This window comes from Parendozoicomonas sp. 2304DJ65-17 (assembly GCF_058148445.1).
In genome coordinates this window covers 227,169-249,189 of record NZ_JBYVJV010000004.1, presented here as the reverse complement: position 1 = coordinate 249,189, position 22,021 = coordinate 227,169, and the positions used below count along the sequence as shown (strand labels likewise).

Genomic DNA, 22,021 nt, shown 5'->3' with positions numbered 1-22,021 from the left:
CTCTTAAAATAAAAAGGCTGTGCGGCTGATCCTGAAATCTGGTACTAGAGTTGAAATAGGATCAGCTATAAATATGACAAGCTATGAGCAGCGTTCGGCCGCCAGATCAAACTCCTCCTATCACTCCTCCACCCGTTACGGATAAGGGACTTCCTGTTGGCGGTACGTCAGGGACAGGCTTTGCTGGGCATGACAGTGTTACACCTAGGCCCGATGTTGATTCTCTGCTTGCTCCGGGGCAGCTGGTGCCTTCTGTCCCCGATACTAAGGTTGGTGACAGAGATGTTGAAGAGGTATCCAGTGAGGGGTTGCCAAGCCTGAGGGGGGAGTCCCCCGAAACATTGCGAACTAAGAAAGAAGCTGCTTTAAAGAAAGCAGATGCAGCTCTTGAGAAGTTAGGGCAGCTGGACCTTATGGAGCGTGCTCTCGGTGTTCTTAAACATGAGGACGGCGCCGAAGCCAGAGAAACGGGGCAAATTATTATTTCTGTCACAGTGCCCCCCAGTACCGAACCGGTAAATGTTTTTCCTCCAGATAAGTCTGTTGATCCAGAGAAGATGAAAGATCTACAGGCGAAAGCATTAAAAGCTCTGAGTGACTTTAAGGCGAATCCAAAGAATGCGGAATATAACCGGGAAAAACTTAAGACAGAGGTTGATGGCGTAAAAGTTGAGCTTGCCCAGATCAAGGATGCTTTAGCCGAGCAGGGGCATGGTGATGATGCTGATTGGGAGAAGCAATTTAATGCTCTGGCAAGCAGAGATTTCTCATTCAATGTTAAAGACGAAGATGGAAATCAGGAACTAACTTCGATCTCTAAAGCTAAGCCAAAACCTGAGGAAAAGCCTGTTTCTGATGAAGAAAAAAGTACCACGCCCCCTCCTGCTCCACGCCAACAGGTTCCTGGGCAGTTTGTGCCACCACCCCCGCCATTGCCAGGCAAAACTGTGCCTGCACTGAAAGCTGCTAAAGCCACTGCGGTGGTTGCAAACCCGCAGGGTGGGGTAAAGGTTCCTGAGTTTCAGGTGCTAGGGGCGACGGGGAAATCGAAATATACGCCTCCTTACGATAAAACGCCCTCAGGGCAGGGAAATATTGCTTCGGTCAATGCTGGAGACCAAAGGTTATATCTTGGAGGCGGCACGATTAATGGTGCATTTGGCAAGATTCTGGAAAAGTCTGATGATTACACCAAAAACGCCTACGCCGATTACCACAGAAAAATTCTTAAGCTGGGAGATGGTCAGGGGTTTTGTGTTCCAGAACTGTCCAATAAACAGGCCATCCCCGGAGTGAAGTATTCCATCGGCCTGCCAGGTGAAGATGGCAGCGTTAATGGTAGTGCCTTTGTCCATGTGTTTGATGATTCTTATTGCCCCCATGGTAATACGGAAAATCGGGCTATGGTTTATATCGTTCCACCGCTGGGTAATGACCCTAAATTTGGGTCCGATGAAGACTTTCTTCTTGCAGTTAGAGATACCGCCAAAAAGACACTGCTACTGACTCAAGAGTATAACCTTAGAGCCCAGGCTGCAGATGATTTGCCAGAACTGGATGTTTTAAGAATGTGCCGGTTCAGTAGTGGCGGATACGCAAGAACGGGTGATGATGGCAACCCGCTCGATGGAAAAAAGGTAGCAGCAGCCATCCACAGAGGTTTGCTTGAAGCCTGCAATGAAATTGAACAGAAAGGCCAGCCGGTTCTGGTAAAAACCATACAGTATGAAGACGGAAACCCTGATAACGCCTTTTTCTCGGGCTCAGGTTTAAGGAATCAGCAGGCTGTTCCTTTGAATGCATAATGAATATTGCATTCCATTTTAAACATGCAGAAATCTGCACTACCTTTGTTATAAGACTTTTGATTGCTGCGGTTTGGAGTCTGCAGCTTAAAGTTACTGGAAGTAAGTTAGATATCTGATAATCAGGGAGAGATTATGGACGTTGAACAGTTTGCAAATATCGCAGTGATGCTTTTCTCATCGGTAGCGATGGTGATTCTGCTGAATGTGGCAAGTAAGCTGGGTGGGGCTGTTGGACAGATGGTGAGAGGAATCACCTTCGGTATTTTTATGTCTGTGTTCTGTTATTCCGCTTTCCAGATGGCCGCTTATCTGGGTCTCGTTGATGGTGAGGTTCTGTTCCCGATCATGGCTGTTCTGCTGGCTTTTGGTTCTCTGGCCTTTGTTTTGAGTGCGTACAACGGACTCAACAATATTGAATCCTAAGCTGCATCCAAGGGTGGCCTGAAACCAGGCTACCCTTAATCTTTCTTCCCCCTTCTTCAGCTCGCCTCTTATCAAAACGGCCTACAAATAATAACTTTCCGATCACTGCCTCGATGCTAGCTCATAGCTTATATTGAATAGCTTGTGAGTCTATCTATAACAGGGATGCCCTATGCAGCGTGAAGAGCAACACCGGCTGATCGACAGGGTTCTGCAGCTGGAAGCCGATAAAACCACTGATATGGCTGAGCAATGTTCAGCGATTGATGTTGCCCTGTACCGGGATGAGAAACAGTTTCGCTCTGAAGAAGAGAACCTCTTTCGGCAGCTGCCAGTGATTGTAGGGCATGTCAGTCAGCTGGCCGCTCCCGGAGACTTTATTACCCACGATATCTGCGGTGTGCCAGTTGTGGTGTTGCGCAGGCAAACCGGGGAGTTGAAAGCTTTTATTAATGTTTGCAAGCATCGGGGCGGACGCCTTGTTCGGGATGAGAAGGGCAGTGATCTTCGGGTTCTGGTATGTCATTACCATGCCTGGACTTATGATACTGATGGCAGCTTGCGAGGTGTTCCCCATAAAGAAGGCTTTCGAGGTATGCCGGATGGCTGTAACAACTTGACTGAGCTACCTGTCAGTGATCACCTTGGATTTCTCTGGGTCCGGCTTACACCTTATCGCCGTTATGAAACTGCTGAGCAGTTCGACCGCTCAGTTAAAGAATTTCTGGGGCCGCAACTCAATGCCGACTTTTCCAGTTATGGGACAAGTTCTCATATTGTTTTTGATCCCGTTGATTTCCATCGTCCCATCAACTGGAAGCTAGCAATTGATACTTTTCTGGAAAATTACCATGTCAGGAAAACCCACAGAAACACCATTGATGTGATGTTTCTGGATACTGTAGGGGTTTATGAACGCTTTGGTTGCCAGCAGAGAAACCTATATCCCAAGAAGAGTATTGTTTCCCTGCGGGATAAACCAAGAAGTGAGTGGGAACTCTGCGAGCACGGTAATATGCTCTACACATTTTTCCCGAACACCTTAATTTTGATAGAGCCTGATCATATTAATGTGTCCATTGTTTTTCCCGATGGCATTGAACATACCAAATTAATCAATTTTACCTTGCTGTCGGAAGCACCTTCAGAGAAAGCTATTAAGTACTTCCGAAAAAACAATGACATTCTGTATGCTGCGCTGGAAGAAGACTTTTCTATGGCAACAGATGTTCAGAAAGGGTTACGTTCAGGAGCTAATCAGCAGTTTCTCCATGGGCGTTTTGAGCAGGGGCTGAAATATTTTCATGAAAGTGTGGCAGGCTTTTGCAAAGAATAACCGTTAGTGGTGAATCCACTTTCACGAGAGCAGCGTAAACATAACAGTTTTGCCAAATAGAATAATAAAGAGTCGTTATGAACCGCATAAAATCCCTGTTTGTCAGTTCTTACATCACCCTTCTGGTTATTGTCTGCGGCTGGAGTGGTCACCAGCTCTGGAATACCAATGATATTGGTTACGTCGCTTTGCTGGTGGCAACAGTCCCGGGATTGTTCTTTTTTGCCCACCTGTTTCTTACCTCGACCGCCCGAACCAGTAATTCTCTTGTTCATATCCAGATTCCAACTTTCCTGGGTCTAGCCGCTTCACTCTGGGCCGGTGACTGGCTGGTGAAGGTTGCTGCCGTGATTGTTACAGCAGGATTACTGGCTTATGTGTACTGGTATTCTCGCCTGGGGCGAGAACGTTCTGCTGTATTGGAAAAGGGCAAAACATTGCCTGAGGTATCTTTTGAAACAGCGGATGGACAACCTCTGCCTTTGTCTCACTACCGAGGTCAACCCGTTCTGATGATGTTTTACCGAGGTAACTGGTGCCCCTTATGTATGGCTCAGATTCGGGAGGTGGCAAAAGGGTATCAGGTTTTAAAGGAGAGAGGTGTGAACCTTCTGATGATCTCTTCTCAATCTCACAACCAGACTCGCAAACTGGCTGAAAAGTTTGATGCGCCTCTGGAATTTCTGGTTGATAAGAATAATCAGGTTGCCGACGCTCTGGGAATTGCTCACAAAGCAGGACTGCCCAGTGGTTTACAGGCTGCGGGTTATGATTCTGATACTGTTTACCCTACGGTGATACTGGCGGATGCTGACGGTAAGGTTATTGCCGCAGACCAGACGGATAATTATCGTTTGCGACCCGAGCCTGAAACATTTTTGCGTTGGCTTGAGCAGGCTGCATAGTACATGTCTTACACGGCCCACTCACGCCTTGGATAGAACTACAATGTGCTAATTATCAGCTAAATCTGTGGAGGGTGGGTCGTGAAAATTGTGTATCTTCATGGCAACGGTGGTTGTACAGCCGATATGCACTGGTATCCATCATCCGCACAGGATTTCCGGGAGCGAGATCTTGAGGCTGTATTACAGACCCTGCCGGATAATGAGGTTGCCCATGAAAATATCTGGATTCCGTTTATTAGAGATGAGCTAAATGCGGATCAGAATACCATCTTGATTGGTCATTCATCGGGTGCCATTGCCGCTATGCGTTTTGCTGAACAGTATGCTGTAACAGGTACCGTTCTGGTGAGTGCATACCATACCCATTTAAACGATGAGAATGAACGTAATGGTGGGTGGTTTGACAGGCCGTGGAACTGGCAGGCTATTCGTAATAATCAGAAATGGATTATTCAGTATTCGTCGACTGATGATCCGTGGATACCTATAAGTGAAGCGAGGCATGTGCAAGGCCAGCTTCAATCTGAGTATTACGAATTCGAGGATAGAGGCCATTTTATCGGACACAGAGATCAGTGCAGATTTCCAGAGCTGGTAGCAGCGGTTCTACATAAAACAGAGGTATAAATATGGCATCAGGAGGATGTCGTAACCTGTTGCGTCTCTTCAAACCAGTCTCTTTTTGGCAACAGCCATCACGTGTCGTTCAATTTCGCTGATTACCTGGGATACCTGCTCCCAAGTTTTCCAGTAAAGCTCTACATGATAAATATTCTGGTTCAAGCAGCTGATGCTTGAACTTGGAAGAAGATTGCTGATCAGTGTCTTGGGGAGCATGGCCCAGCCCATATTCTGCTGTACCGCGTCTATCAATGTATGGGTGTTAGGAATGTAATGAGAATCAACATTGCTGATCGAAATATCGTATTCGGATAGAAGTTTTGAAGCCAGGCTGTCATTGCGATCAAAAGATATAACCGGGGCTGACAAAAGGGCTTCGGTAGTTAAACCTGAACAAAAATGCGTTTTGAAAAAGTCATGGGAGCAAACTGGCATATATTCCAGCTTTCCCAGATAGCGGGTCTTGCAACCGGGCACCTGATCGGAAAGGGACGTAATCGCAGCAATAACTTCGCCATTCTTTAAAAGTTTCTGGGTGGTCAGAGCATCAGATGTACGAATATCAAAGCTGACCTGTGAATGCTTATCAAACAAGGCCAGCACATCCATAAACCAGCATGTTAAGGAATCATCGTTTACTGCAAGTGCCACAGTCTGAGATTGGGTGTATTGCTCATTTAACAGAGTTTGATTCATCTCTCCCTGAATAAGCAGAAGGCGGCGGGCATAGGAGAGAATGTGTTCACCAGCTTTTGTCGTATGGGGGGGATTGCTGCGAATCAGTACCGATTGCCCTAATTGGTTTTCCAAGGATTTTATTCTTTGGGATACCGCCCCCGGCGAGATGTGAAGGAATCGGGCGGCAGCATCAAAGCTGTGATTATCGGCAATAGCTACCAGGGTTTCCAATTCTTTGTAATCTATCATGGCGGTTTACTGCTGGCCTGATCTTTAGAGTTGCTAAAGATGTAATAGTTTTTTTAGTTTTATTCAATAAAGACAACTGCTTACGATGGCTCCATCCGATAATCATCAGGAGCAGATAATGACCACTAAAGACCATCTTGCAGCGACATCATCACCTGTTCGACAGTTCCTTGATTGGCCAGTGATCACAGACCCACAGGAATGGAAAGGCAATGTTGCGCTGTTAGGTGTGCAGCAGAGTGAGCGTTATCCTGCAGACCCTGCGCCATTGCCCACTGCTACAGCTCCTGATGCAATTCGTTTGCAGTCTTATCAATTCTGTGATGGCCCTGATCAGTGGGATTTTGATATCGGAACTACCTTGTCATCCCTTACTGCCATGAAGCCCATGGATTGCGGCAATATTAATTATGATGGCAAGGATTATCCGGCTTTTGCTGCTTATCAAACAGCGCTGTTGGAAAAACTGTGGCGGGCAGACACCCAGGTATTTTTGTTGGGTGGCGATCACGGGATAACTACTCCTGCGCTTCAAGCCCTCAATGTCTTTGATGAACCCGTACATATTGTTCATATCGATGCACATATCGATTGGCGAGATGAGAAAGAGGGTATTAAGGGTGGTTACAGCAGCCCTCTTCGCAGAGCCAGTGAAATGCCATGGATTTCTGGTATGACCCAGATCGGTATGCGGGGAACTGGCAGTGCCCGCAGGCAGGAGATGGAGGATGCCTGCACATGGGGCTCTGACATTATTACCGCTATGGATGTTCATACTCGGGGCGTAGAAAACACCCTTTCCCGCCTGCCAAAGGACAAACTTGTGTATATGACCATTGATGCAGACGGGCTGGATGCTTCCCATATGCCAGGGGTTCTGGCTCCTCAGCCCGGTGGACTTTATAAGGAGCAAGCCGCAAGAATTATTCAGGCTGTAGCCAGTGAAAATAAGCTGGTGGGTATGGATCTGGTAGAAGTTGCACCGGAGTTTGACCAGCCCAATGCCATAACCTGCATAACAGCTGGTCGGTTGCTGGTTAATGCTATAGGCACTACCTGGAAAACGTGCTAGTAACAATATCGAGCCGGAGGGTTTGGACTCTCCGGCTCAATATTTACAGTTATTCCTTTTTATATGAGCTCAATGGTTCGCGGGCTAACGAACCGTCAAAGAGTTTCATTTTCTTTAAGATTGTTTTGGGTGCAGATGGATTAGGAACAACTGGTTTGGGTGTTACATGTTCTGAACCAGCATGTGCATGGTGTGTCAGGTCAAACTGAACTTTCGGCTTGCCTTCGAAGTTGGGCATGTTTTTAAGCTCAATCTTGTTTTGATAATCTCGTATGCTTTGCAGCGTAGGCTTAGGTGCAACTTTTGGCCCGCCCTTACGATGAGTAAATGAATTTCCTTTTCTTTCAGTCAGAGAGTTTATCCAGGCTCTGGTCAGCATGCGATATCCAGTGGATCGGGCGGAAGACAGTAATCGCCAGGCTCCCAGTTCAGGTCCTGGTACCAATAGCCTTTCAATACGAGCCAGCCAATCTGGAGTCAGGTGTTCATTATCTGCCGCACTGTGTATCCAGATATTGGGTTTTTCTGTTCCTTGGCTGACACCGTGATCAACAAGGAAATATCCGGTGTTATGACTAAGAGGAATTGTGATGAGATTTCTTGAACCCAGAACATTAACTTGCAGGTCATCACAGGCGGAAACTACAACGAGTTCATCTTCTGAGTGAGGAGAGCGATCACTCAGTGCGTTACTAATCGTGTTTAAAGTACATGGTGAGAAGGGCGATAGTCTCTGCCTGGAACCTTTAAAGCTGCCGTTGGATGATAATTCCTCTGTTATCCAGCCAGAGTTATGAACCTCCGGAAACCTTACAAGTACAGACCGCAACTCGTTTGCCTTATCGATAGCTGTAACTTGCAGGTGAGGCTTTTTACCTTCTACCGGTGTGAAATTAAGTTGTTTTATGTTGAGTTTTTGGGATTGGCAGATAAGCCTTGCCAATGGATTTTCTGAGAATGACTCTGAAGGAATACCGTTTTCACTACAGATGCCGGCATGCCCTTTAGGGAGGTGGATTTGAAGGGTTTCATTGTCTTCAGGGTGGAAAGACATGCGCAGATGTAGTTTATCAAAACCAGAGCCAGGGATGATGTAGTTAACATCCTGATAGGTCAGTTTTCTCTGCTTAAGTAACTCGATGACTCCCAGAGATAGATTCGGCGCCTCAATAAGAAGGTTTTCAAGAGCTATGAAATGAAATGAAAAAATATCCCCAGGAAATTTATCCCGCCAGTGATACAGTGCGAGACGGGTTGAAAGGCGAAATGGGAGGTCGCTCCAGTTCTGTGAGGTGGCGATATCGGTCAGCACACCAATGCGGATGGCATAGGTTTCAAAATCTTTAATGTGGGCGGGGAGGAGCCTGTAGAGAATCGCTGTACTTAAACCCATCGATAACAGGTTTATGGCTTCACCTTTGGCATGCCAATAAGCGAGTGACTGGTTATTGGCACGCAAACGTTTTTCAAAGCCTTCGGGAAGCTGAAGCTGGTTTTGTGTATTTGCGAAGGAATAGTTGCTGAGCAGGAAAAAGCACAGCAACACAAGAACTACAGATCTCGTTGATTTCATTTGTCATCTGCCCCGAATAAAACGCGAGTACAGGGTAGACCGAATCAGGGAAAGGGAAAGTTTTACCTATTTAATCCCATAAACGAAATTGTTACCGGGAGCCCTGTTTTTCCCAGACCAATAAACGATTATTGGCTGGCATGGGATTATCTTCAATCAGCGCCATAGAGTTTCGGCTTGCCAGTTGATTAATGGCTTCAAAATCCCTGATTCCCATATGCCTGGCACGTTGTTGCAATGAGTGATTAAAACGGGCATTGCTTTCTGATGTAAATTCACCCTGATAATTAAAAGGCCCATAAAGGCAAAAAATACCACTCGACTTAAGGTGTTGGCCAACTCCCTGAAACATGGATTCAACGCTCTGCCAGGACATAATGTGCGCAGTATTGGCAGAAAATACCCCATCGAACTCTGTTAATGGCCAGGGAGTGTGGCCAACATTTAATTCAAGGGGAAGGCGCAGGTTACCCTGCTCACAATCAACCAGTTGGCAGTGTATGCCCGGGTGATTTTCTAAGAGGTCAGAAGTCTGCCATATCAAATGAGGAAGGTTATGGGAAAAATGAATGGCATGCTGGCCAGTTCCTGAGCCAATCTCCAGCACAAAACTGGTGTTTTCAAAGTGGCGTTTTAAAACACTCAGAATGGGGTCTTTATTGTTTTCACAGGCCTGAGAAAAAGGTTTGTCCATTTGAATGTATCCGCTGAGAACTTCAGGGAGATAATAGAGAAGTTATTGCTGAAAATAAAAAAAGCCCCGGGGTTCCGAGGCTTTTTACAGGGATTCAGCTATTAAGCAGCTTCATTTTCCTGTTGTTTTGCTTTCTTTCTGCGATTTGTTTTTGGCGCTTTGGCGACCTTGTCATGGTTTTCCGCTACCGGACCAAAGTGCTCCAGCGGGAAGTCATCAACATTGACCATATCCAGTACGTCTTTCTCAAACGCCAACATAAAGTCGCCTTCTTCCTGAGTCAGCACGCCCATGGCAACACCTTCAGTAATGCGGCCTTCAATGGTGAGCTCAGCTTCGTTGTACTTACCGGCTTTCAGAGCCTGACCAATCTTCTTATAGATTGGGTCAGCACGATCCACACGCTCCAACAGAGAGTCGTAAACCGCCAGAGGATTACGTTCACCGTTGGTGCGGGTATCGCTGCGGTAGATGCCGCTGATCAAACGCTCACGGGTTTCGCTCTTGGAAGAGGTCAGCTCAACTACACGGTTGATCAGTTTGTCGCCAGGCTTCTGGGCACGACGGCCAATCGGCAGGGTAAGACCACGGAGCAACCAGGCTACCGGACGGGCGGGCAGGTTGTTCAATACACCATCCAATGCTTCTTCAAACTCGAAGAACAGCTTCTGGCAGGCGTATTCCACCAGGGGCAGATCGGCGCTGTGCTTGCCCTGGTCTTCCCAGTGCTTAAGTACGCAGGAAGCCAGGTAAATCTTGGACACCATATCCGCCAGACGGGCAGAGATCAGCTCGCGGAACTTCAGCTCACCACCCAGTGAGAACATGCACATATCAACAGTCAGGGCGAAAGAGGACGCATAACGGTTGATCTCTTGATAGTACTTCTTGGTTGGGCCGCTGTATGGCACGGAAGTAAAGGCAGAATTAGTCAGACCAAGCACAGTCGAACGTGCTGCGTTGGAGAAGATAAAGCCAAAGTGGCCAAACAGTGCTTTATCAAATGCCTTGAGGTTGTTGTCCTTAGCGGCGTTCATCTCTGGCAGCACATAAGGATGGCAGCGGATTGCTCCCTGGCCAAAGGTGATCATAGAGCGGGTCAGGATATTCGCACCCTCAACAGTGATAGCAACCGGTACCGAGGCATAACCGGTGGCTACATAGTTGTTGGGGCCAGTGATAATTGCTTTACCACCGTGAATATCCATGCTGTCCAAGGCAGTCTGGCGGGCCATCTCGGTCAGGTTGTACTTGAGGATGGCAGAAGGAACAGAGGGCTTCTCACCCTGGTCTACAGCGATAGCCGTGATACGTGCACCGGCAGCAGCGGTATAAGCGTTACCAGCGATACGGGCAATCGCATCCTGCACACCTTCCAGCTTAGAGATGGGTACACCAAACTGACGACGGATACGGCTGTAAGCACCAACAGCAGCAATACCATACTTACCACCACCGGCACCGGAAGAAGGCAGGGTAATGCAGCGACCTACAGACAGACACTCAACCAGCATCTTCCAGCCTTGGCCACGCATCTCAGGACCACCAATAATGAAGTCCAGCGGGATAAAGACGTCTTCGCCTTTAATTGGACCATTCATAAATGGAGAGCCGAGCGGCTTGTGACGGTTGCCAATCTCCATACCTTTCAGGCCACGAGGCAGAAGCGCTACGGTAATACCGATATCGCTCTGGTCACCCAGCAGACCTTCAGGGTCAAACATACGGAACGCCATACCCACCACAGTGGCTACTGGGGCCAGGGTGATATAGCGCTTGGAGAAGTTCATGCGAATACCCAGAACTTCTTTACCTTCGTACTCACTTTTGCACACGGTGCCGGTATCTGGCAGAGAGGTGGCATCGGAACCGGCACGTGGGCCAGTCAGGGCGAAACATGGGATTTCACGACCATCGGCCAGACGGGGCAGGTAATGATTCTTCTGGTCTTCGGTACCGTACTTGAGCAGCAGTTCACCGGGGCCAAGAGAGTTAGGCACACCAACGGTAGAGAAAGCTGCGCCAGACAGGCCAGACAGCTTCTGCAGAACCGCAGACTGTGCCTGGGCGGAGAAACCAAGGCCGCCATACTGCTTGGGAATGATCATGGCGAAGAAGCGTTCCTTCTTCATGTAGTCCCATACTTCAGGGGCCATATCGCCTTCGTTGTTGATCTTCCACTCATCGATCATGGACGCGAGAGTTTCTGCCTGGTTGGCGAGGAAATCCTGCTCTTCCTGACTCATTTCTGGATTAGGATGTTTCTTCAGCTTGTTCCAGTTCGGTTTACCAGAGAACATTTCGCCATCCCACCATACAGTACCGGCTTCAAGAGCGGTCTTTTCGGTGTCAGACATTTCTGGCAACAGTTTTTTATAGAGATTGAAGATGGGCTTGGTGATGGTGCCAGCACGGAACCCTGCCTGAGAGAGCACACCGAAAACAGCGGTCAGAACGATACCAAGAACGGTTAAAGTGCCGGATGCGCTGAATAGCCAGGCGGCCAGGGTGTAAATGGCAAAGGTGATTGTTGCCGTGGTCAGGCTGGCGCGTTTATAAGCCAGGCCAATCAGGGCTGCGATTAACAGCAGAGTCCACATAAAGTTGTTGCCTCATTGACTAGAAAAACTGCCGGCCATAGAACCACATTCGTGGCCTGCTGATACTGGCAGGAGCGAATTGGCGTGCTGGCATAATAGCCAAAGAAAAAGAATCAATTGTTCTAACTGAAAGTCGGTTTTTATTCTGTATGGTTTTCCATATCCGTGATTTGGCGCAGAGGTATCGACTCCATGGATCCCGTATCTGAATCCGGCGACGCTTCTTTTGCTGTAGGGTTCAGGCATTCGAGGATGCCTGAATAGTCCCAGGCAAGTTCGTCGCTGCCTTCGCTGGTCTTACCCCATTTTGAGGGAGGAGTGATGACATTGAGATCCTTTAGGTATAACTGGTGATCATCCAGAATAGTTAACAGTCTTTCATTATCTTCCCGGAGGCGATTCCATTCTTCCCAGGTGGCCAGGTGTTCTTCATTGGCCTGGTCAAGTTTCTGGTTAAGTTCATCAATCATCATTGCTGCATGATCAACAACTTTTTCGAAGTTGTCCTGAGAAGTATTCAGATCCTGTCGAACTTGTTCCAGCTCTTCGGAAATCTCTTCCAGTTTGGTTTGCAGGCTACTGATGGACTTTGCATCAATGCTTCTTTGCTTTTTGAGAGCTTGATTTTCGTCACCCAGCTGTTTCTGCATCATGGTCAATTCTGAAATACTGGAAGAAAGCTTCATTTCCAGTTCTTGAATGGCTTTATTGGCCGTATCAAGACGTGATCTTTGATCATTGATGGTTTCTTTGTCTTCTGCTCTTTGGGAGGAATGAAGCTGCTGTTCCATCTCAAGCCGGCTGGTCAGATCTTTAATCTGGAAGTCTTTTTCCGCAAGTTCCAGCTCGAGTCCTTTGATCTTTTGTGCCTGATCTTCAACAACGGAGCACTGACGCTGAAAAATACTGGTGGGGAGAACCTTATGGAGGAACTCAACCAAGGCTTTGCGAATGCTCTCAAAAAGGTTGTGCAGAGAGCATTTACGACCAAAGGCGCACCCACTGGCCGGCAGGCTGTTGGACGTAGAGCCCGATAGCGTGCTTGATGTTGTCAGTGATGCTGATAAGAGTTCCATATCCGGCCCCATAAATGTATTGGTTATTGCAGGAAAACATACGGGATATAGTCAGGCTCGGATATTGGGCTTTGGGCTGTAAGACGTTGGTGGATAGGGCTTGATATAAGCCACTTTCAGTATCAGAAGAGAGTTAAATTCATACCTGCTGGAAATCATAGATTGGCTGTTCTGGTCGATGATTTCTATGTGAAGCTTAAAGGGAATGGGGCATGAATCAGGCTGGAAAGGTTCCAGGGCAGAGTCCGGTAACCCTTGAGCGTTATGAGTCTACCCAAAAGCCACCGGCAAAGTACCGGCAGATCGAGCCAGAGCTGACCAAGGGGCTGCGCGAACCTCTGTTTTCAGCGATGAAGAAGCGCGCCGGCCGTGCTTTGTGTCAGCGTACAATAGCCCATTGTGCCTCGGCTGGCAGTGAAAAGAAGAGTGCGGGCTCTTTTCGTTACTATCTGAACAAATTTCTCGATGCGATTCAGGAAATCCCCAACAGGTTGCGCCATCACCAGACTTTTCAGCAATTTCAGCGTTCTCTGGAAGCAGTTTGTCGCCAGATGGATAGCCAAGGTTCAACAGACAGCCATACCATAAAAGAGTTAAGGGGTGAGCTGAGTCATCTGCCACGTCATGTCGTTAATCGTCATGGGTTGAATCGGGATGCCCTTGATCACAATCTGCTGATTATGCAATTAAGCTGCGAGCTGCATGACTCCAGACTATCAGTTGATTATGCCCGGCTGGCTGAAGATCTTGGGGATGAGACTCTGGCGAGTCATCAAGGTTTATGTCGAAAAATCGACGAGGAGCTGGCCAATATTTTTAGTTCGCCGCTGGCCAATATCGACCCGCGAAAGCTGTTTAATTATCTGGATCGTCTGGAAGCTGGAGGAACTATTCACTGGAATGTAACTATCAAGATTCGCGCAAGAGTCAAAAGCTGGCAGGAAAAACTACCGGACCGGTTAAGAAAATCCCGAGTAGATGAAAGCTTGAAGCAAGCCTTGGGTTGGATAAAAACCTCCGGAATCTATCTGGGTGACCATAGAACCCTCAGGCTTGGAGGTATGTTGGGGTTGTCTTTTTCAGCACTTAATGAGTTACGTGACCAGAATCATGGGCAAGCGTTGTTGATGAAGGTTCTGGCCAAAGCTATTAGAGACCGTGAAATCTCACCTCAGGATGTGGTTTTGGCTCTGCACAGAATTTCTCAACCGGGTGAGGCTGAGAAGTTTGCGGTGCAGCATGGGCGGGCTTATGACAATGAAACCCTGAGCAACATTTATCCAGAGCTGGCCGGGCTGAAAGATGATGATTCAGTCCCTCTCGGTGTTGCACTCTCTCTGATTGGATATTGTCCGGTTGTTCTGTTGGGCAAAGCGCTGGGTGTAAAAAGTTATGTTGCTGCGAATGCTGAGGATTTTTTTCGCTCTGATAACCCGTTACAGATTCAATGCCTGCTTGATGATGAAAATCTGCTAACAATCGGTAAGCTCAGGCAGGTTCTCAGTCATCCGGATATTGTCAGGAGTAAGGGCCGAGCGCTGGAAGTGCTTGAGTGTAACCTTCGTGGCGAGCGTGCTGAGCCTCAGGTTTCCGCAAAGGATTTTTATGCTTTGTACAAAGGTCTCAACCCACAGGAAGTTAACACTCTCAGTAAAGTTATGGGGGTAGAAAAGCAGGTAGACGAACAGACGAGGTTGGAATTGGTAAACCCTCATGTGGCGCTTTATGAGCAACTGGGGCGTTTAGGTTATTTAAAACCGAGTGTTTTGCTCTACGGGTTTGAGCAGACAGGAAATAATGAAGTTATATCGAACCTGAAAAAACTCTATGGCGGGCAGGAGTTGGTATCTCAGCCACCACAGCCTCTGCCTGAATGGCAGGCTGATCAAGTCAAACTGGTATCTCTTACCCACGATTCAAAACTAACAAAAACAGCTATTTTACAGGTATTACCCAATCACCCTGATTGGATGTTACTGGGGTATGCATTAGGGCGAAATATCCACCAGTTACAGAATCTGCACCAAGCCTATGACCGGCAAGGGACTGCAGCACATCGACTGCTAATAAAATTATCTGAGCACCATGCGCCAACATTGGGAGAGTTTGTGCACTGCTGTCATCTTGTTGGTTGCCAGGGCATGCTCCGCTATTTGCCCGAACATCTGCAGCAACCTCCAGCTACTGCATCAATGCCACCACTTGTTGATGATGATGAAAATGATGACCGGCAACTGATGATCCCATTAGTGAAGCATGCTGCCGACCAGTGGCGGGAGATTGGTAAACTGGTGGGTTACAGCGATGATAGGCTGGAAAATTTTGGCGGTGATCGTTCCAAAAGCAATGCCCAGATTGTTCTCGATATCCTGACCGCAGCAAAAGACAACAGCGTAAAACTGCCTTGGGATAAACTCTCAGCCCTGCTGCCTTCTGAGATTCGACAGCAAGAGATAAAGTGACTTAGAGAACCTGCCTGAGAAATACCTGGGTACGTTTATCCTGAGGAGTATCCAATAATTGTTTTGGTGTTCCCTGCTCAATAATTTTGCCGCCATCCATAAAAATAATCCGGTCGGCCACTTCCCGGGCAAAAGGAATCTCGTGGGTAACGACAATCATGGTTCGCTTCTGCAGCGCCAGTTGTTTCATCAGGTCCAGAACTTCATGGACTTTTTCTGGATCAAGAGCAGATGTTGGCTCATCGAACAGCATCAGTTCCGCATCAAGCGCCATAGCCCGGCCAATACCAATACGTTGTTGCTGGCCGCCAGACAATTCTGATGGCCAAGCATCTCGGCGATCTTCCAAACCTACACTTTTGAGAATATCCATGCCGATAGCTTCAGCTTGAGCAGCTGGCAAACCTTTCACTGTGGTCAGGGCTTCGGTGATATTTCCCAGAGCGGTTTTGTTTTTAAACAGCGCGTAATTCTGGAAGACAAAGGATGTCTGTCTGCGCAAAGCAATAATATCTTTCTTGCTGGCCGCTTTGGCGTCAACGGAATGGCCAGCAATTGTGACTGTGCCTTGCTCCGGAGTTTCCAGATAATTCAGGCAACGGAGCAGGGTGGACTTACCACTGCCGGATGGGCCAAGAATAACTACGATCTCACCTTGCTCAATCTGCAGGTCAATGCCATTTAGCACAACATTGCTGCCAAAGGTTTTATGCAAATTGGTGACTTCAGCCAATGCCATCAGTAAGCCTCTCCAAGGCGTTGTTCCGTGAGTTTCTGCGCCCAGGTCATAACAATTACAAGCAGCCAGTAAACCAGAGCAAGGACCAGATAGCTTTCCAGGAAGTTAAAGCTTGAAGCCGCTTCCAATTGAGCTCTGGACATAATTTCTGCTACACCCAGGGTAAAGGCCAGGGATGTGCTTTTGAGCAGGTCGATAAAACTGTTCATCAAACCTGGCAAGGCAATACGGGAAGCCTGCGGCAAAACAATACGACGCATGGCGGTTAAACGATCCATGCCGACACTGAGAGACGCTTCCATCTGGCTTTTATCGATGCCGAGAATAGCTCCGCGAATGATCTCTGCCATATAAGAAGCAAAGTGCAAACCCAGTCCCAATGTCACGGCCTGGAAGGCAGTGACAGAGGTCATGGACGGGAATATCTGTGGCAGGCCGTAATAAAGCAGGAATAGTTGAACCAGCAACGGCGTGCCACGGAAAAAAGAAATATAGATATCGGTTAACCGGTTCAGGCCTTTGACCTGAAAAACCTGAACCAGTGCCATAACCAGACCAAGCCCCAGTGCCAACACGGTACCTAGAACTGTCATGCCTAAAGTGGCGGGTAATGCGCTGATCAGCTGGGGTAGCAGGTCGGCAGCATAGGGAAAATCAAACTCGGTCATGGTTCCTCTCAATCAGCCTTCCTGGGTCACATCGGTGCCAAACCATTTTTCAGAAATGGTTTTCAGGGTGCCATCCGCACGCATCTCAGTCAGAGCACGGTTTACCTGGGTGCGCAACTGTTCGGAGTTTTCGTTCTTCAGGAATGGCATGGAGTTCTGGATCACTTCAAAAGGTTTACCAGCAGGTTTCAGTGGCAGGCCGGACTTTTTCACCAGTTCAGCTGCGGAAAGGCGATCCATAATAAAGGCATCTGCACGACCAAGGGCGACTTCCTGCTCTATACCGGTGTCGTAGGTACGTACTTCGATGTTACCGTCAGGGTCAAAATCTCTCAGTAGTTGTTCGAAGTTGGTGCCAAGGTTTACTGCAACTTTCTTGCCTTTCAGGTCTTCCAGAGAGCTGATATCGGTATTGTCTGCATTCACGGTGATTTGAGCGCCGTCGTATACATAGGTATCAGCAAAGTTGTATTTCTCAAGACGGGCATCGGTCACAGTTATCTGGTTGGAAATGGTATCGATGCGTTGGCTTTCCAGCATGCCAAACAAGCCGGAGAAAGGTGCTGTTGTGAATTCCACCGGGCGGTTCAGGCGCTTACCCAGCTCATTCCATACATCAACTTCAAAACCCTGCAGTTCACCATCTTCTACGAAGGTGAACGGGTAGTAACTGCCAGACATACCAACTTTGACAGCTGCAGTTTCAGCAGACTCATTGTTTGCTGATGAATTGTCCTGATTGCCACAAGCAACAAGGAAGACGGACATGACAACAGTCAGCACCATCGCAGATAAACGACGAAACATGGACTCTACGCCTCACTTCAGTTTTTGTAATACAAAGTTGTTGCTGAATTGAGTTCAGCTTATTAGATATATCGGAGGAAGGGTGTTAAGGCAGGTAAAACTGACAAACAGACATTCCGATAGTTTGGAGGCGAAGTTACGTGATTTTTGTAGCTACCAGAAATGATAAATAACTATTTAAATATAACCAAAAAGAATATATGCCTTCTGTCGCTTGATGCAGCAGAAGGCATAAGGCGAAAGTAATCAGGCCCGGACTTTATTCAACCAGGCAAAACCTGTCTGGAAAGCGGACTCCTGAAATTTTTTAAGGCCAACTTCACGGCTGTCGACCAGAAGGGGAGTGTGCTTCAGCTGTTCCTTAATGGCGTGGTTAGACATCAGTTCTACCCGAACGCCGGAGATCAACTGAATGGCAGTTTCAATTTTGAAACCCTCAGCGCCACCGGCAAACTTGCCTTTCTTTGGGCGTTCACGGATCACCACATTTTCAATTTTGTAATCTTCACAGAGCTTGGCAAAGATCTTCTGGAAGCGACGCACCTGCTCGGTATCGCTGATTTGTTCGTCAGCTTTTTTCAGGGGAATACGAGTCTGGCGACAGTCGTGGGTGCTCATCAGGCCTTCATCGAGGGACAAAATGCAGAACAGAGCTTCGCTGCCCTGAATATCAACACTACAGACTTTCATTGTGTGAAATGACCGAATAGATGGGTAAACGCACATTATAACCTGACCCTGAATGAAAAATGTGCAATGCAGGTAGTAATACTTACAGCAAACGGAGAGGGCTGCTATTTTATGTAACAATTCATGAATAGATAAATTTTGGGATTGGCAGTGTCAGGGCGGATTTCTTCTCTAAAAGTTGTTGGGGTTGTGTCACTTGGTGGCTTTCTCGAGCTCTATGACTTCATTATTTATGCCATGATGGCCGGTTATATTGCCGATCATTTTTTTCCTTCCAGTGATGGTTTTGTTTCCCTCCTTTTAGTGTTCAGCACCTTTTCAGTTGGTTATCTGGCTCGTCCCATAGGCGGCATTATTTTTGGTCATATTGGTGATCGTTACGGACGCAAAAGCACATTTTCCTGGAGTGTTCTGTTAATGGCATGCAGTACTCTGGGAATTGCGTTACTGCCGGGATATGAGGTTTTAGGGATTGCTGCGCCGTTGCTTCTAACCTTTTTACGATTAGTCCAAGGGTTTTCACTCGGAGGGGAACTTCCAGGGGCCATTACCTACTTGAGGGAAACCCAGTCACGACCAGGGTTGGCCGGGGGAGCACTGTTCCTCGCGTTGATGCTGGGGGTTGCTGGCGCATCATTTGTACATTTTCTTTTGATTCGCTGGTTGGGGCAGGACGAAGTGTCCAGCTGGGGCTGGAGGCTGGCTTTTGCAGCAGGAGGCAGCCTTGGTTTTATCAGTTTTTATATTCGCAAGCGCTTTCAGGAGTCGCCTGTATTCCTTCAGATGTTGTCACACCAGCGGCAAACCCGAGTTCCATTCCTGGAGCTTATTCGTTCCCACGGTCGCAACCTGCTGGGTGGCGTGCTGGTGATGGGAATGAATGGTGCAGTCGTAACCGTATTAGTGATATTCGGACCCAGTTATTATGCCCGGGTTATGGGGTATCCTGCCGGTGAAATCAGTTTTGCCCTGGCTGTCAGTTCTGTTGTGGTCAGCCCACTGTGTCTGGTTGGAGGGTTGTTATGTGACCGGTTGTCGGGCAGGCAATTGCCTGTGTTGGCAGGAGTAGTTTTATGTCTGTTTTCTTTACCGGCCTTCCTGCTCTGGCAAGGTGGGGGCAGTGTTTGGGCTATCGGATTGCCTGCCAGTATTCTGGCAGCGCTTATGACAGGTGGTATCTCTGTTTATCTGGGTACATTGTTTCCGACCCATATTCGTTACAGTGGTGTCGGCATGACTTATAACCTCGGCATGACGTTGTTCGGTGGGCTGGCACCACCATTGATTATGTTGCTGGTGGAAAGAACTGGAAACCTGGCTGTGCCGGGTTACTATCTGACAGCTGTCGGTTTAGCCGGTTTGTTGGGAGCGTTTATGCTGAAAGGGCAGCAGAACAACTCCTGACCGGAAGATAGTCACAGTGTTGCTAAGGTGCTATTGAAGTTAGGAGCGGTGCTGGTTAGAGTCTGTTGATAAACGACAGGTAAGCGAAACCTGCCTGTCATAAACAGCATAATAACCATAACAGGGCTGTTGAATGCTCGTCCGAAATTGTATTGCAGTCATTTCCCTTCTTTTATTGGCACAACTGGCTTCTGGTTCGGTATCTCGAGAGAAAGAGACTCTTGGTATTCTGGTACAGGCTCAGGAAAACCGTCAGGCTGAGTTACTTGGGCTGAGTCAGGACGAGGAGGCTTACCTTTATAAGCATGGTATTGCTCTGGAAAAGCTTAATACCGATATGCAACGCCTTACTGAAGCCCAGATCCACCTGGAGCAAAGCAAACAGAAGCTGGAACAGCAGGATAGTAAAGCCAACCAGCGAGCAGTGAAGCTGGCAGAGCACTCTCTGGAAATGGCCAAGCGCAGCTTTCGTACCCGTGAAAAGTCCGTCAACAGAATTCAGCAAAGCCTTGTTGAATTTGAGACTGAAAAGGCGGAGTTAACCAGCCGGATTGATCAGGGTGATCAGCGTATTGAACAACAAAAGCAGCGAATAACTGTTGCAGAAGAGAAAGCCAAAGCGAAAAAAGTTTCTAAAAAGAAAGCACCTGTTAAGAAGGTTGTTGCCAAGAAGAACGTCAAACCGAAAGAACAGAAAAAGCCCAAGCCAGTGGTGAAATCCACACCTCCCGTTAAAAAGTCTAACGTTGTTATTCCTGCACCGGAAAGTGTGGCTGTTCCTGAAGAAGACCATCAAGCATTGAATCAGGAACTGCTTGCTTATGTTCAGAAAGAAATGAGCCGCCTTGAGAAAATCCTTAAAGCCGGACGGCCAGGGAAACCTTCCTATAAACGGTTGAAACTGTCTGGTTCCCAGATTGATGGCCAGTCATTTGAATTTCTTGGCAAAGACCAATACCGGGTTGATGTAAAAGTTTCTGCTGGGGAGCAGGTCTTTAAAATTGCTGGAAGAAAGTACCAGAGAACTATCCCGACAGCAGACGATGGCGAAGACTATGTTTTTTTGTTTGATGCTCGCCGCTCAACTCGCCCAAGGCTGGTGATGTTCCGGAAAGCATATCTGGATCAAATTTAACACCATGCTTGCATAGTCGTGATTAACATCACTGTCCTGGAGCACTTTATTCATAAACTCTGCAGTACACAGTTTGCAGCGTTTTTGGAGTAGAGTTTTGGGGGATTTCGTGAAACTACACTGGTTACTTTTTATGGCAGTTGTTACTGGGCTTGCTGGATGTGAAAAAGTACAAGCGACAACGCTCGTCAATCAGAACGTTTCTCAACCAAGTGCTTATACTCACCCCGAATATCTGGTTTCAGCTCAATGGCTGAATGATCACCTTAATGATGCCAATTTGGTGATCATTGATGCCCGCAGTGAAGACGATTATGACGATGCACATATTCCAGGTGCTGTACATGCTGTCTGGTCTCAGTTCAGTTTTATGGGTGACCCCTCTGATAAAAATCATGGTTTGTTACTACCTGATGACCAGCTGGCATGGGAAATTGGCAAACTAGGCATTTCTCAGAACAGCAGGGTTGTTGTGTATATCGATCCGCTTGATGGGTTTGGTGAAGATGGGCGATTGGTGTGGATGCTGAAATATGCGGGTATCCGTGAAGCCGCCATTCTGAATGGTGGTATCAGGGCTTATGAAGATGCTGGTTATCAGTTGAGCTCAAAGTCTGAACGAAATGATTATGGCTCTTTCATCATCAATAAAGACAAAGCGATTTACGCCACTACCCAATATATCGCAGACAATCTTGATCAGCTGAAGCTGCTGGATACCCGGGAGAGAAGAGAGTATGAGGGTGAAAAGAATTATGGTGAGGTGCGTGATGGCCGAATCCCGGGAGCTGTTCATATCTTTTATAAGGACTTCCTTGACGAAAATGGTTTCTTGAAAACCCAACCTGAGATTGAATCTATGATGGCAGATGCGGGTATCAGTAAGAACGATGAAATTATCGCATACTGTACCGGAGGTATTCGTGCTGGATTGGTGACTGTTGCCCTGAAGATGGCCGGCTATGAAAGGGTGAGGAACTACGATGGCTCAATGTGGAATTGGGCTGCGGATGACACCTTAATGATTGTGAAATAATTGATCACGGGTTGCTGCACGGGGATCACTGTAATACCCGTG

Annotated in this window: 19 protein-coding genes; 10 read left to right on the top strand and 9 right to left on the bottom strand. The window is 47.6% G+C overall.

Going from position 1 to position 22,021, the window contains the following annotated elements; translation table 11 throughout:
* The first annotated feature begins 83 nt into the window (after positions 1-83).
* The 5 genes from ACY2RR_RS13105 (at position 84) to ACY2RR_RS13085 (ending at position 5,102) form a co-directional block, all read left to right on the top strand.
* Positions 84-1,805, top strand: a complete 1,722-nt coding sequence (locus ACY2RR_RS13105) for a hypothetical protein (protein WP_490108604.1) — start codon at positions 84-86, stop codon at positions 1,803-1,805.
* 135 nt (positions 1,806-1,940) lie between these two features.
* Positions 1,941-2,231 (top strand): hypothetical protein, encoded by a 291-nt coding sequence (locus ACY2RR_RS13100; protein WP_490108603.1) that lies wholly within the window; start codon positions 1,941-1,943, stop codon positions 2,229-2,231.
* A 172-nt stretch (positions 2,232-2,403) separates the two neighbouring features.
* Positions 2,404-3,567, top strand: a complete 1,164-nt coding sequence (locus tag ACY2RR_RS13095) for an aromatic ring-hydroxylating oxygenase subunit alpha (protein ID WP_490108602.1) — start codon at positions 2,404-2,406, stop codon at positions 3,565-3,567.
* A gap of 77 nt (positions 3,568-3,644) precedes the next feature.
* Positions 3,645-4,472, top strand: coding sequence for a peroxiredoxin family protein (locus tag ACY2RR_RS13090; RefSeq protein ID WP_490108601.1), 828 nt, complete (start codon positions 3,645-3,647; stop codon positions 4,470-4,472).
* A gap of 81 nt (positions 4,473-4,553) precedes the next feature.
* Entirely contained in the window at positions 4,554-5,102 is a 549-nt protein-coding gene (locus ACY2RR_RS13085) for an RBBP9/YdeN family alpha/beta hydrolase (protein ID WP_490108600.1), read from the top strand.
* 39 nt (positions 5,103-5,141) lie between these two features.
* Here the strand turns inward: ACY2RR_RS13085 and ACY2RR_RS13080 are convergent, their stop codons facing one another.
* A complete protein-coding gene (locus ACY2RR_RS13080) occupies positions 5,142-6,023 on the bottom strand; it encodes an ArgP/LysG family DNA-binding transcriptional regulator (RefSeq protein WP_490108599.1) in 882 nt (293 codons plus the stop codon).
* Between the two features lie 118 nt (positions 6,024-6,141).
* On the opposite strand from ACY2RR_RS13080, the gene ACY2RR_RS13075 reads away from it, so the two are divergent.
* A complete protein-coding gene (locus ACY2RR_RS13075; protein ID WP_490108598.1) occupies positions 6,142-7,095 on the top strand; it encodes an arginase family protein in 954 nt (317 codons plus the stop codon).
* 49 nt (positions 7,096-7,144) lie between these two features.
* On the opposite strand, the gene ACY2RR_RS13070 is transcribed toward ACY2RR_RS13075, so the two are convergent.
* The 4 genes from ACY2RR_RS13070 to ACY2RR_RS13055 all read right to left on the bottom strand — a co-directional run bounded on the left by ACY2RR_RS13070 (position 7,145) and on the right by ACY2RR_RS13055 (position 13,038).
* Positions 7,145-8,668, bottom strand: a complete 1,524-nt coding sequence (locus ACY2RR_RS13070; protein ID WP_490108597.1) for a hypothetical protein — start codon at positions 8,666-8,668, stop codon at positions 7,145-7,147.
* Positions 8,669-8,759: 91 nt separating this feature from the next.
* Positions 8,760-9,362 carry a DUF938 domain-containing protein gene (locus tag ACY2RR_RS13065; RefSeq protein WP_490108596.1) on the bottom strand — a complete coding sequence of 201 codons (603 nt, stop codon included), beginning with the start codon at positions 9,360-9,362 and terminating at the stop codon, positions 8,760-8,762.
* 101 nt (positions 9,363-9,463) lie between these two features.
* Positions 9,464-11,962, bottom strand: a complete 2,499-nt coding sequence (locus tag ACY2RR_RS13060; protein ID WP_490108595.1) for an acyl-CoA dehydrogenase — start codon at positions 11,960-11,962, stop codon at positions 9,464-9,466.
* Positions 11,963-12,102: 140 nt separating this feature from the next.
* Positions 12,103-13,038: a hypothetical protein gene (locus tag ACY2RR_RS13055; protein WP_490108594.1), complete on the bottom strand. Its 936-nt coding sequence runs from the start codon at positions 13,036-13,038 to the stop codon at positions 12,103-12,105.
* Positions 13,039-13,250: 212 nt separating this feature from the next.
* Between ACY2RR_RS13055 and ACY2RR_RS13050 the strand changes: the two genes are divergently transcribed.
* On the top strand, positions 13,251-15,500 hold the full coding sequence (locus tag ACY2RR_RS13050; protein WP_490108593.1) for a hypothetical protein: 2,250 nt from the start codon (positions 13,251-13,253) through the stop codon (positions 15,498-15,500).
* Between the two features lies 1 nt (position 15,501).
* On the opposite strand, the gene ACY2RR_RS13045 is transcribed toward ACY2RR_RS13050, so the two are convergent.
* The 4 genes from ACY2RR_RS13045 to ACY2RR_RS13030 form a co-directional block, all read right to left on the bottom strand.
* Positions 15,502-16,239 (bottom strand): amino acid ABC transporter ATP-binding protein, encoded by a 738-nt coding sequence (locus ACY2RR_RS13045; protein ID WP_490108592.1) that lies wholly within the window; start codon positions 16,237-16,239, stop codon positions 15,502-15,504.
* Positions 16,239-16,907, bottom strand: a complete 669-nt coding sequence (locus ACY2RR_RS13040; protein WP_490108591.1) for an amino acid ABC transporter permease — start codon at positions 16,905-16,907, stop codon at positions 16,239-16,241. Before ACY2RR_RS13040 ends, ACY2RR_RS13045 begins: the two co-directional genes overlap by 1 nt.
* Positions 16,908-16,919: 12 nt before the next feature.
* The gene (locus ACY2RR_RS13035) at positions 16,920-17,714 is read right to left on the bottom strand and encodes an amino acid ABC transporter substrate-binding protein (RefSeq protein ID WP_490108590.1); all 795 of its coding nucleotides are present in this window, start codon (positions 17,712-17,714) and stop codon (positions 16,920-16,922) included.
* Positions 17,715-17,960: 246 nt separating this feature from the next.
* A complete protein-coding gene (locus tag ACY2RR_RS13030; RefSeq protein ID WP_490108589.1) occupies positions 17,961-18,404 on the bottom strand; it encodes a DUF3010 family protein in 444 nt (147 codons plus the stop codon).
* 150 nt (positions 18,405-18,554) lie between these two features.
* Here ACY2RR_RS13030 and ACY2RR_RS13025 point away from each other — a divergent pair, with 150 nt between their 5' ends.
* From ACY2RR_RS13025 to ACY2RR_RS13015, 3 genes are all read left to right on the top strand, one after another.
* Complete coding sequence (locus ACY2RR_RS13025; RefSeq protein WP_490108588.1) at positions 18,555-19,808, top strand: MFS transporter; 1,254 nt, start codon at positions 18,555-18,557, stop codon at positions 19,806-19,808.
* A 133-nt stretch (positions 19,809-19,941) separates the two neighbouring features.
* The gene (locus ACY2RR_RS13020; RefSeq protein ID WP_490108587.1) at positions 19,942-20,943 is read left to right on the top strand and encodes a hypothetical protein; all 1,002 of its coding nucleotides are present in this window, start codon (positions 19,942-19,944) and stop codon (positions 20,941-20,943) included.
* A gap of 133 nt (positions 20,944-21,076) precedes the next feature.
* On the top strand, positions 21,077-21,979 hold the full coding sequence (locus ACY2RR_RS13015; RefSeq protein ID WP_490108586.1) for a sulfurtransferase: 903 nt from the start codon (positions 21,077-21,079) through the stop codon (positions 21,977-21,979).
* Positions 21,980-22,021 lie beyond the last annotated feature (42 nt).

Coding starts and splice junctions, on each gene's coding strand:
- ACY2RR_RS13075 (WP_490108598.1), top strand. CDS start 6,142: ATGACCACTAAAGACCATCTTGCAGCGACATCATCACCTGTTCGACAG.
- ACY2RR_RS13060 (WP_490108595.1), bottom strand. CDS start 11,962: ATGTGGACTCTGCTGTTAATCGCAGCCCTGATTGGCCTGGCTTATAAA.
- ACY2RR_RS13035 (WP_490108590.1), bottom strand. CDS start 17,714: ATGTTTCGTCGTTTATCTGCGATGGTGCTGACTGTTGTCATGTCCGTC.
- ACY2RR_RS13080 (WP_490108599.1), bottom strand. CDS start 6,023: ATGATAGATTACAAAGAATTGGAAACCCTGGTAGCTATTGCCGATAAT.
- ACY2RR_RS13065 (WP_490108596.1), bottom strand. CDS start 9,362: ATGGACAAACCTTTTTCTCAGGCCTGTGAAAACAATAAAGACCCCATT.
- ACY2RR_RS13015 (WP_490108586.1), top strand. CDS start 21,077: ATGGCAGTTGTTACTGGGCTTGCTGGATGTGAAAAAGTACAAGCGACA.
- ACY2RR_RS13020 (WP_490108587.1), top strand. CDS start 19,942: ATGCTCGTCCGAAATTGTATTGCAGTCATTTCCCTTCTTTTATTGGCA.
- ACY2RR_RS13055 (WP_490108594.1), bottom strand. CDS start 13,038: ATGGAACTCTTATCAGCATCACTGACAACATCAAGCACGCTATCGGGC.
- ACY2RR_RS13045 (WP_490108592.1), bottom strand. CDS start 16,239: ATGGCATTGGCTGAAGTCACCAATTTGCATAAAACCTTTGGCAGCAAT.
- ACY2RR_RS13095 (WP_490108602.1), top strand. CDS start 2,404: ATGCAGCGTGAAGAGCAACACCGGCTGATCGACAGGGTTCTGCAGCTG.
- ACY2RR_RS13070 (WP_490108597.1), bottom strand. CDS start 8,668: ATGAAATCAACGAGATCTGTAGTTCTTGTGTTGCTGTGCTTTTTCCTG.
- ACY2RR_RS13050 (WP_490108593.1), top strand. CDS start 13,251: ATGAATCAGGCTGGAAAGGTTCCAGGGCAGAGTCCGGTAACCCTTGAG.
- ACY2RR_RS13030 (WP_490108589.1), bottom strand. CDS start 18,404: ATGAAAGTCTGTAGTGTTGATATTCAGGGCAGCGAAGCTCTGTTCTGC.
- ACY2RR_RS13090 (WP_490108601.1), top strand. CDS start 3,645: ATGAACCGCATAAAATCCCTGTTTGTCAGTTCTTACATCACCCTTCTG.
- ACY2RR_RS13105 (WP_490108604.1), top strand. CDS start 84: ATGAGCAGCGTTCGGCCGCCAGATCAAACTCCTCCTATCACTCCTCCA.
- ACY2RR_RS13040 (WP_490108591.1), bottom strand. CDS start 16,907: ATGACCGAGTTTGATTTTCCCTATGCTGCCGACCTGCTACCCCAGCTG.
- ACY2RR_RS13100 (WP_490108603.1), top strand. CDS start 1,941: ATGGACGTTGAACAGTTTGCAAATATCGCAGTGATGCTTTTCTCATCG.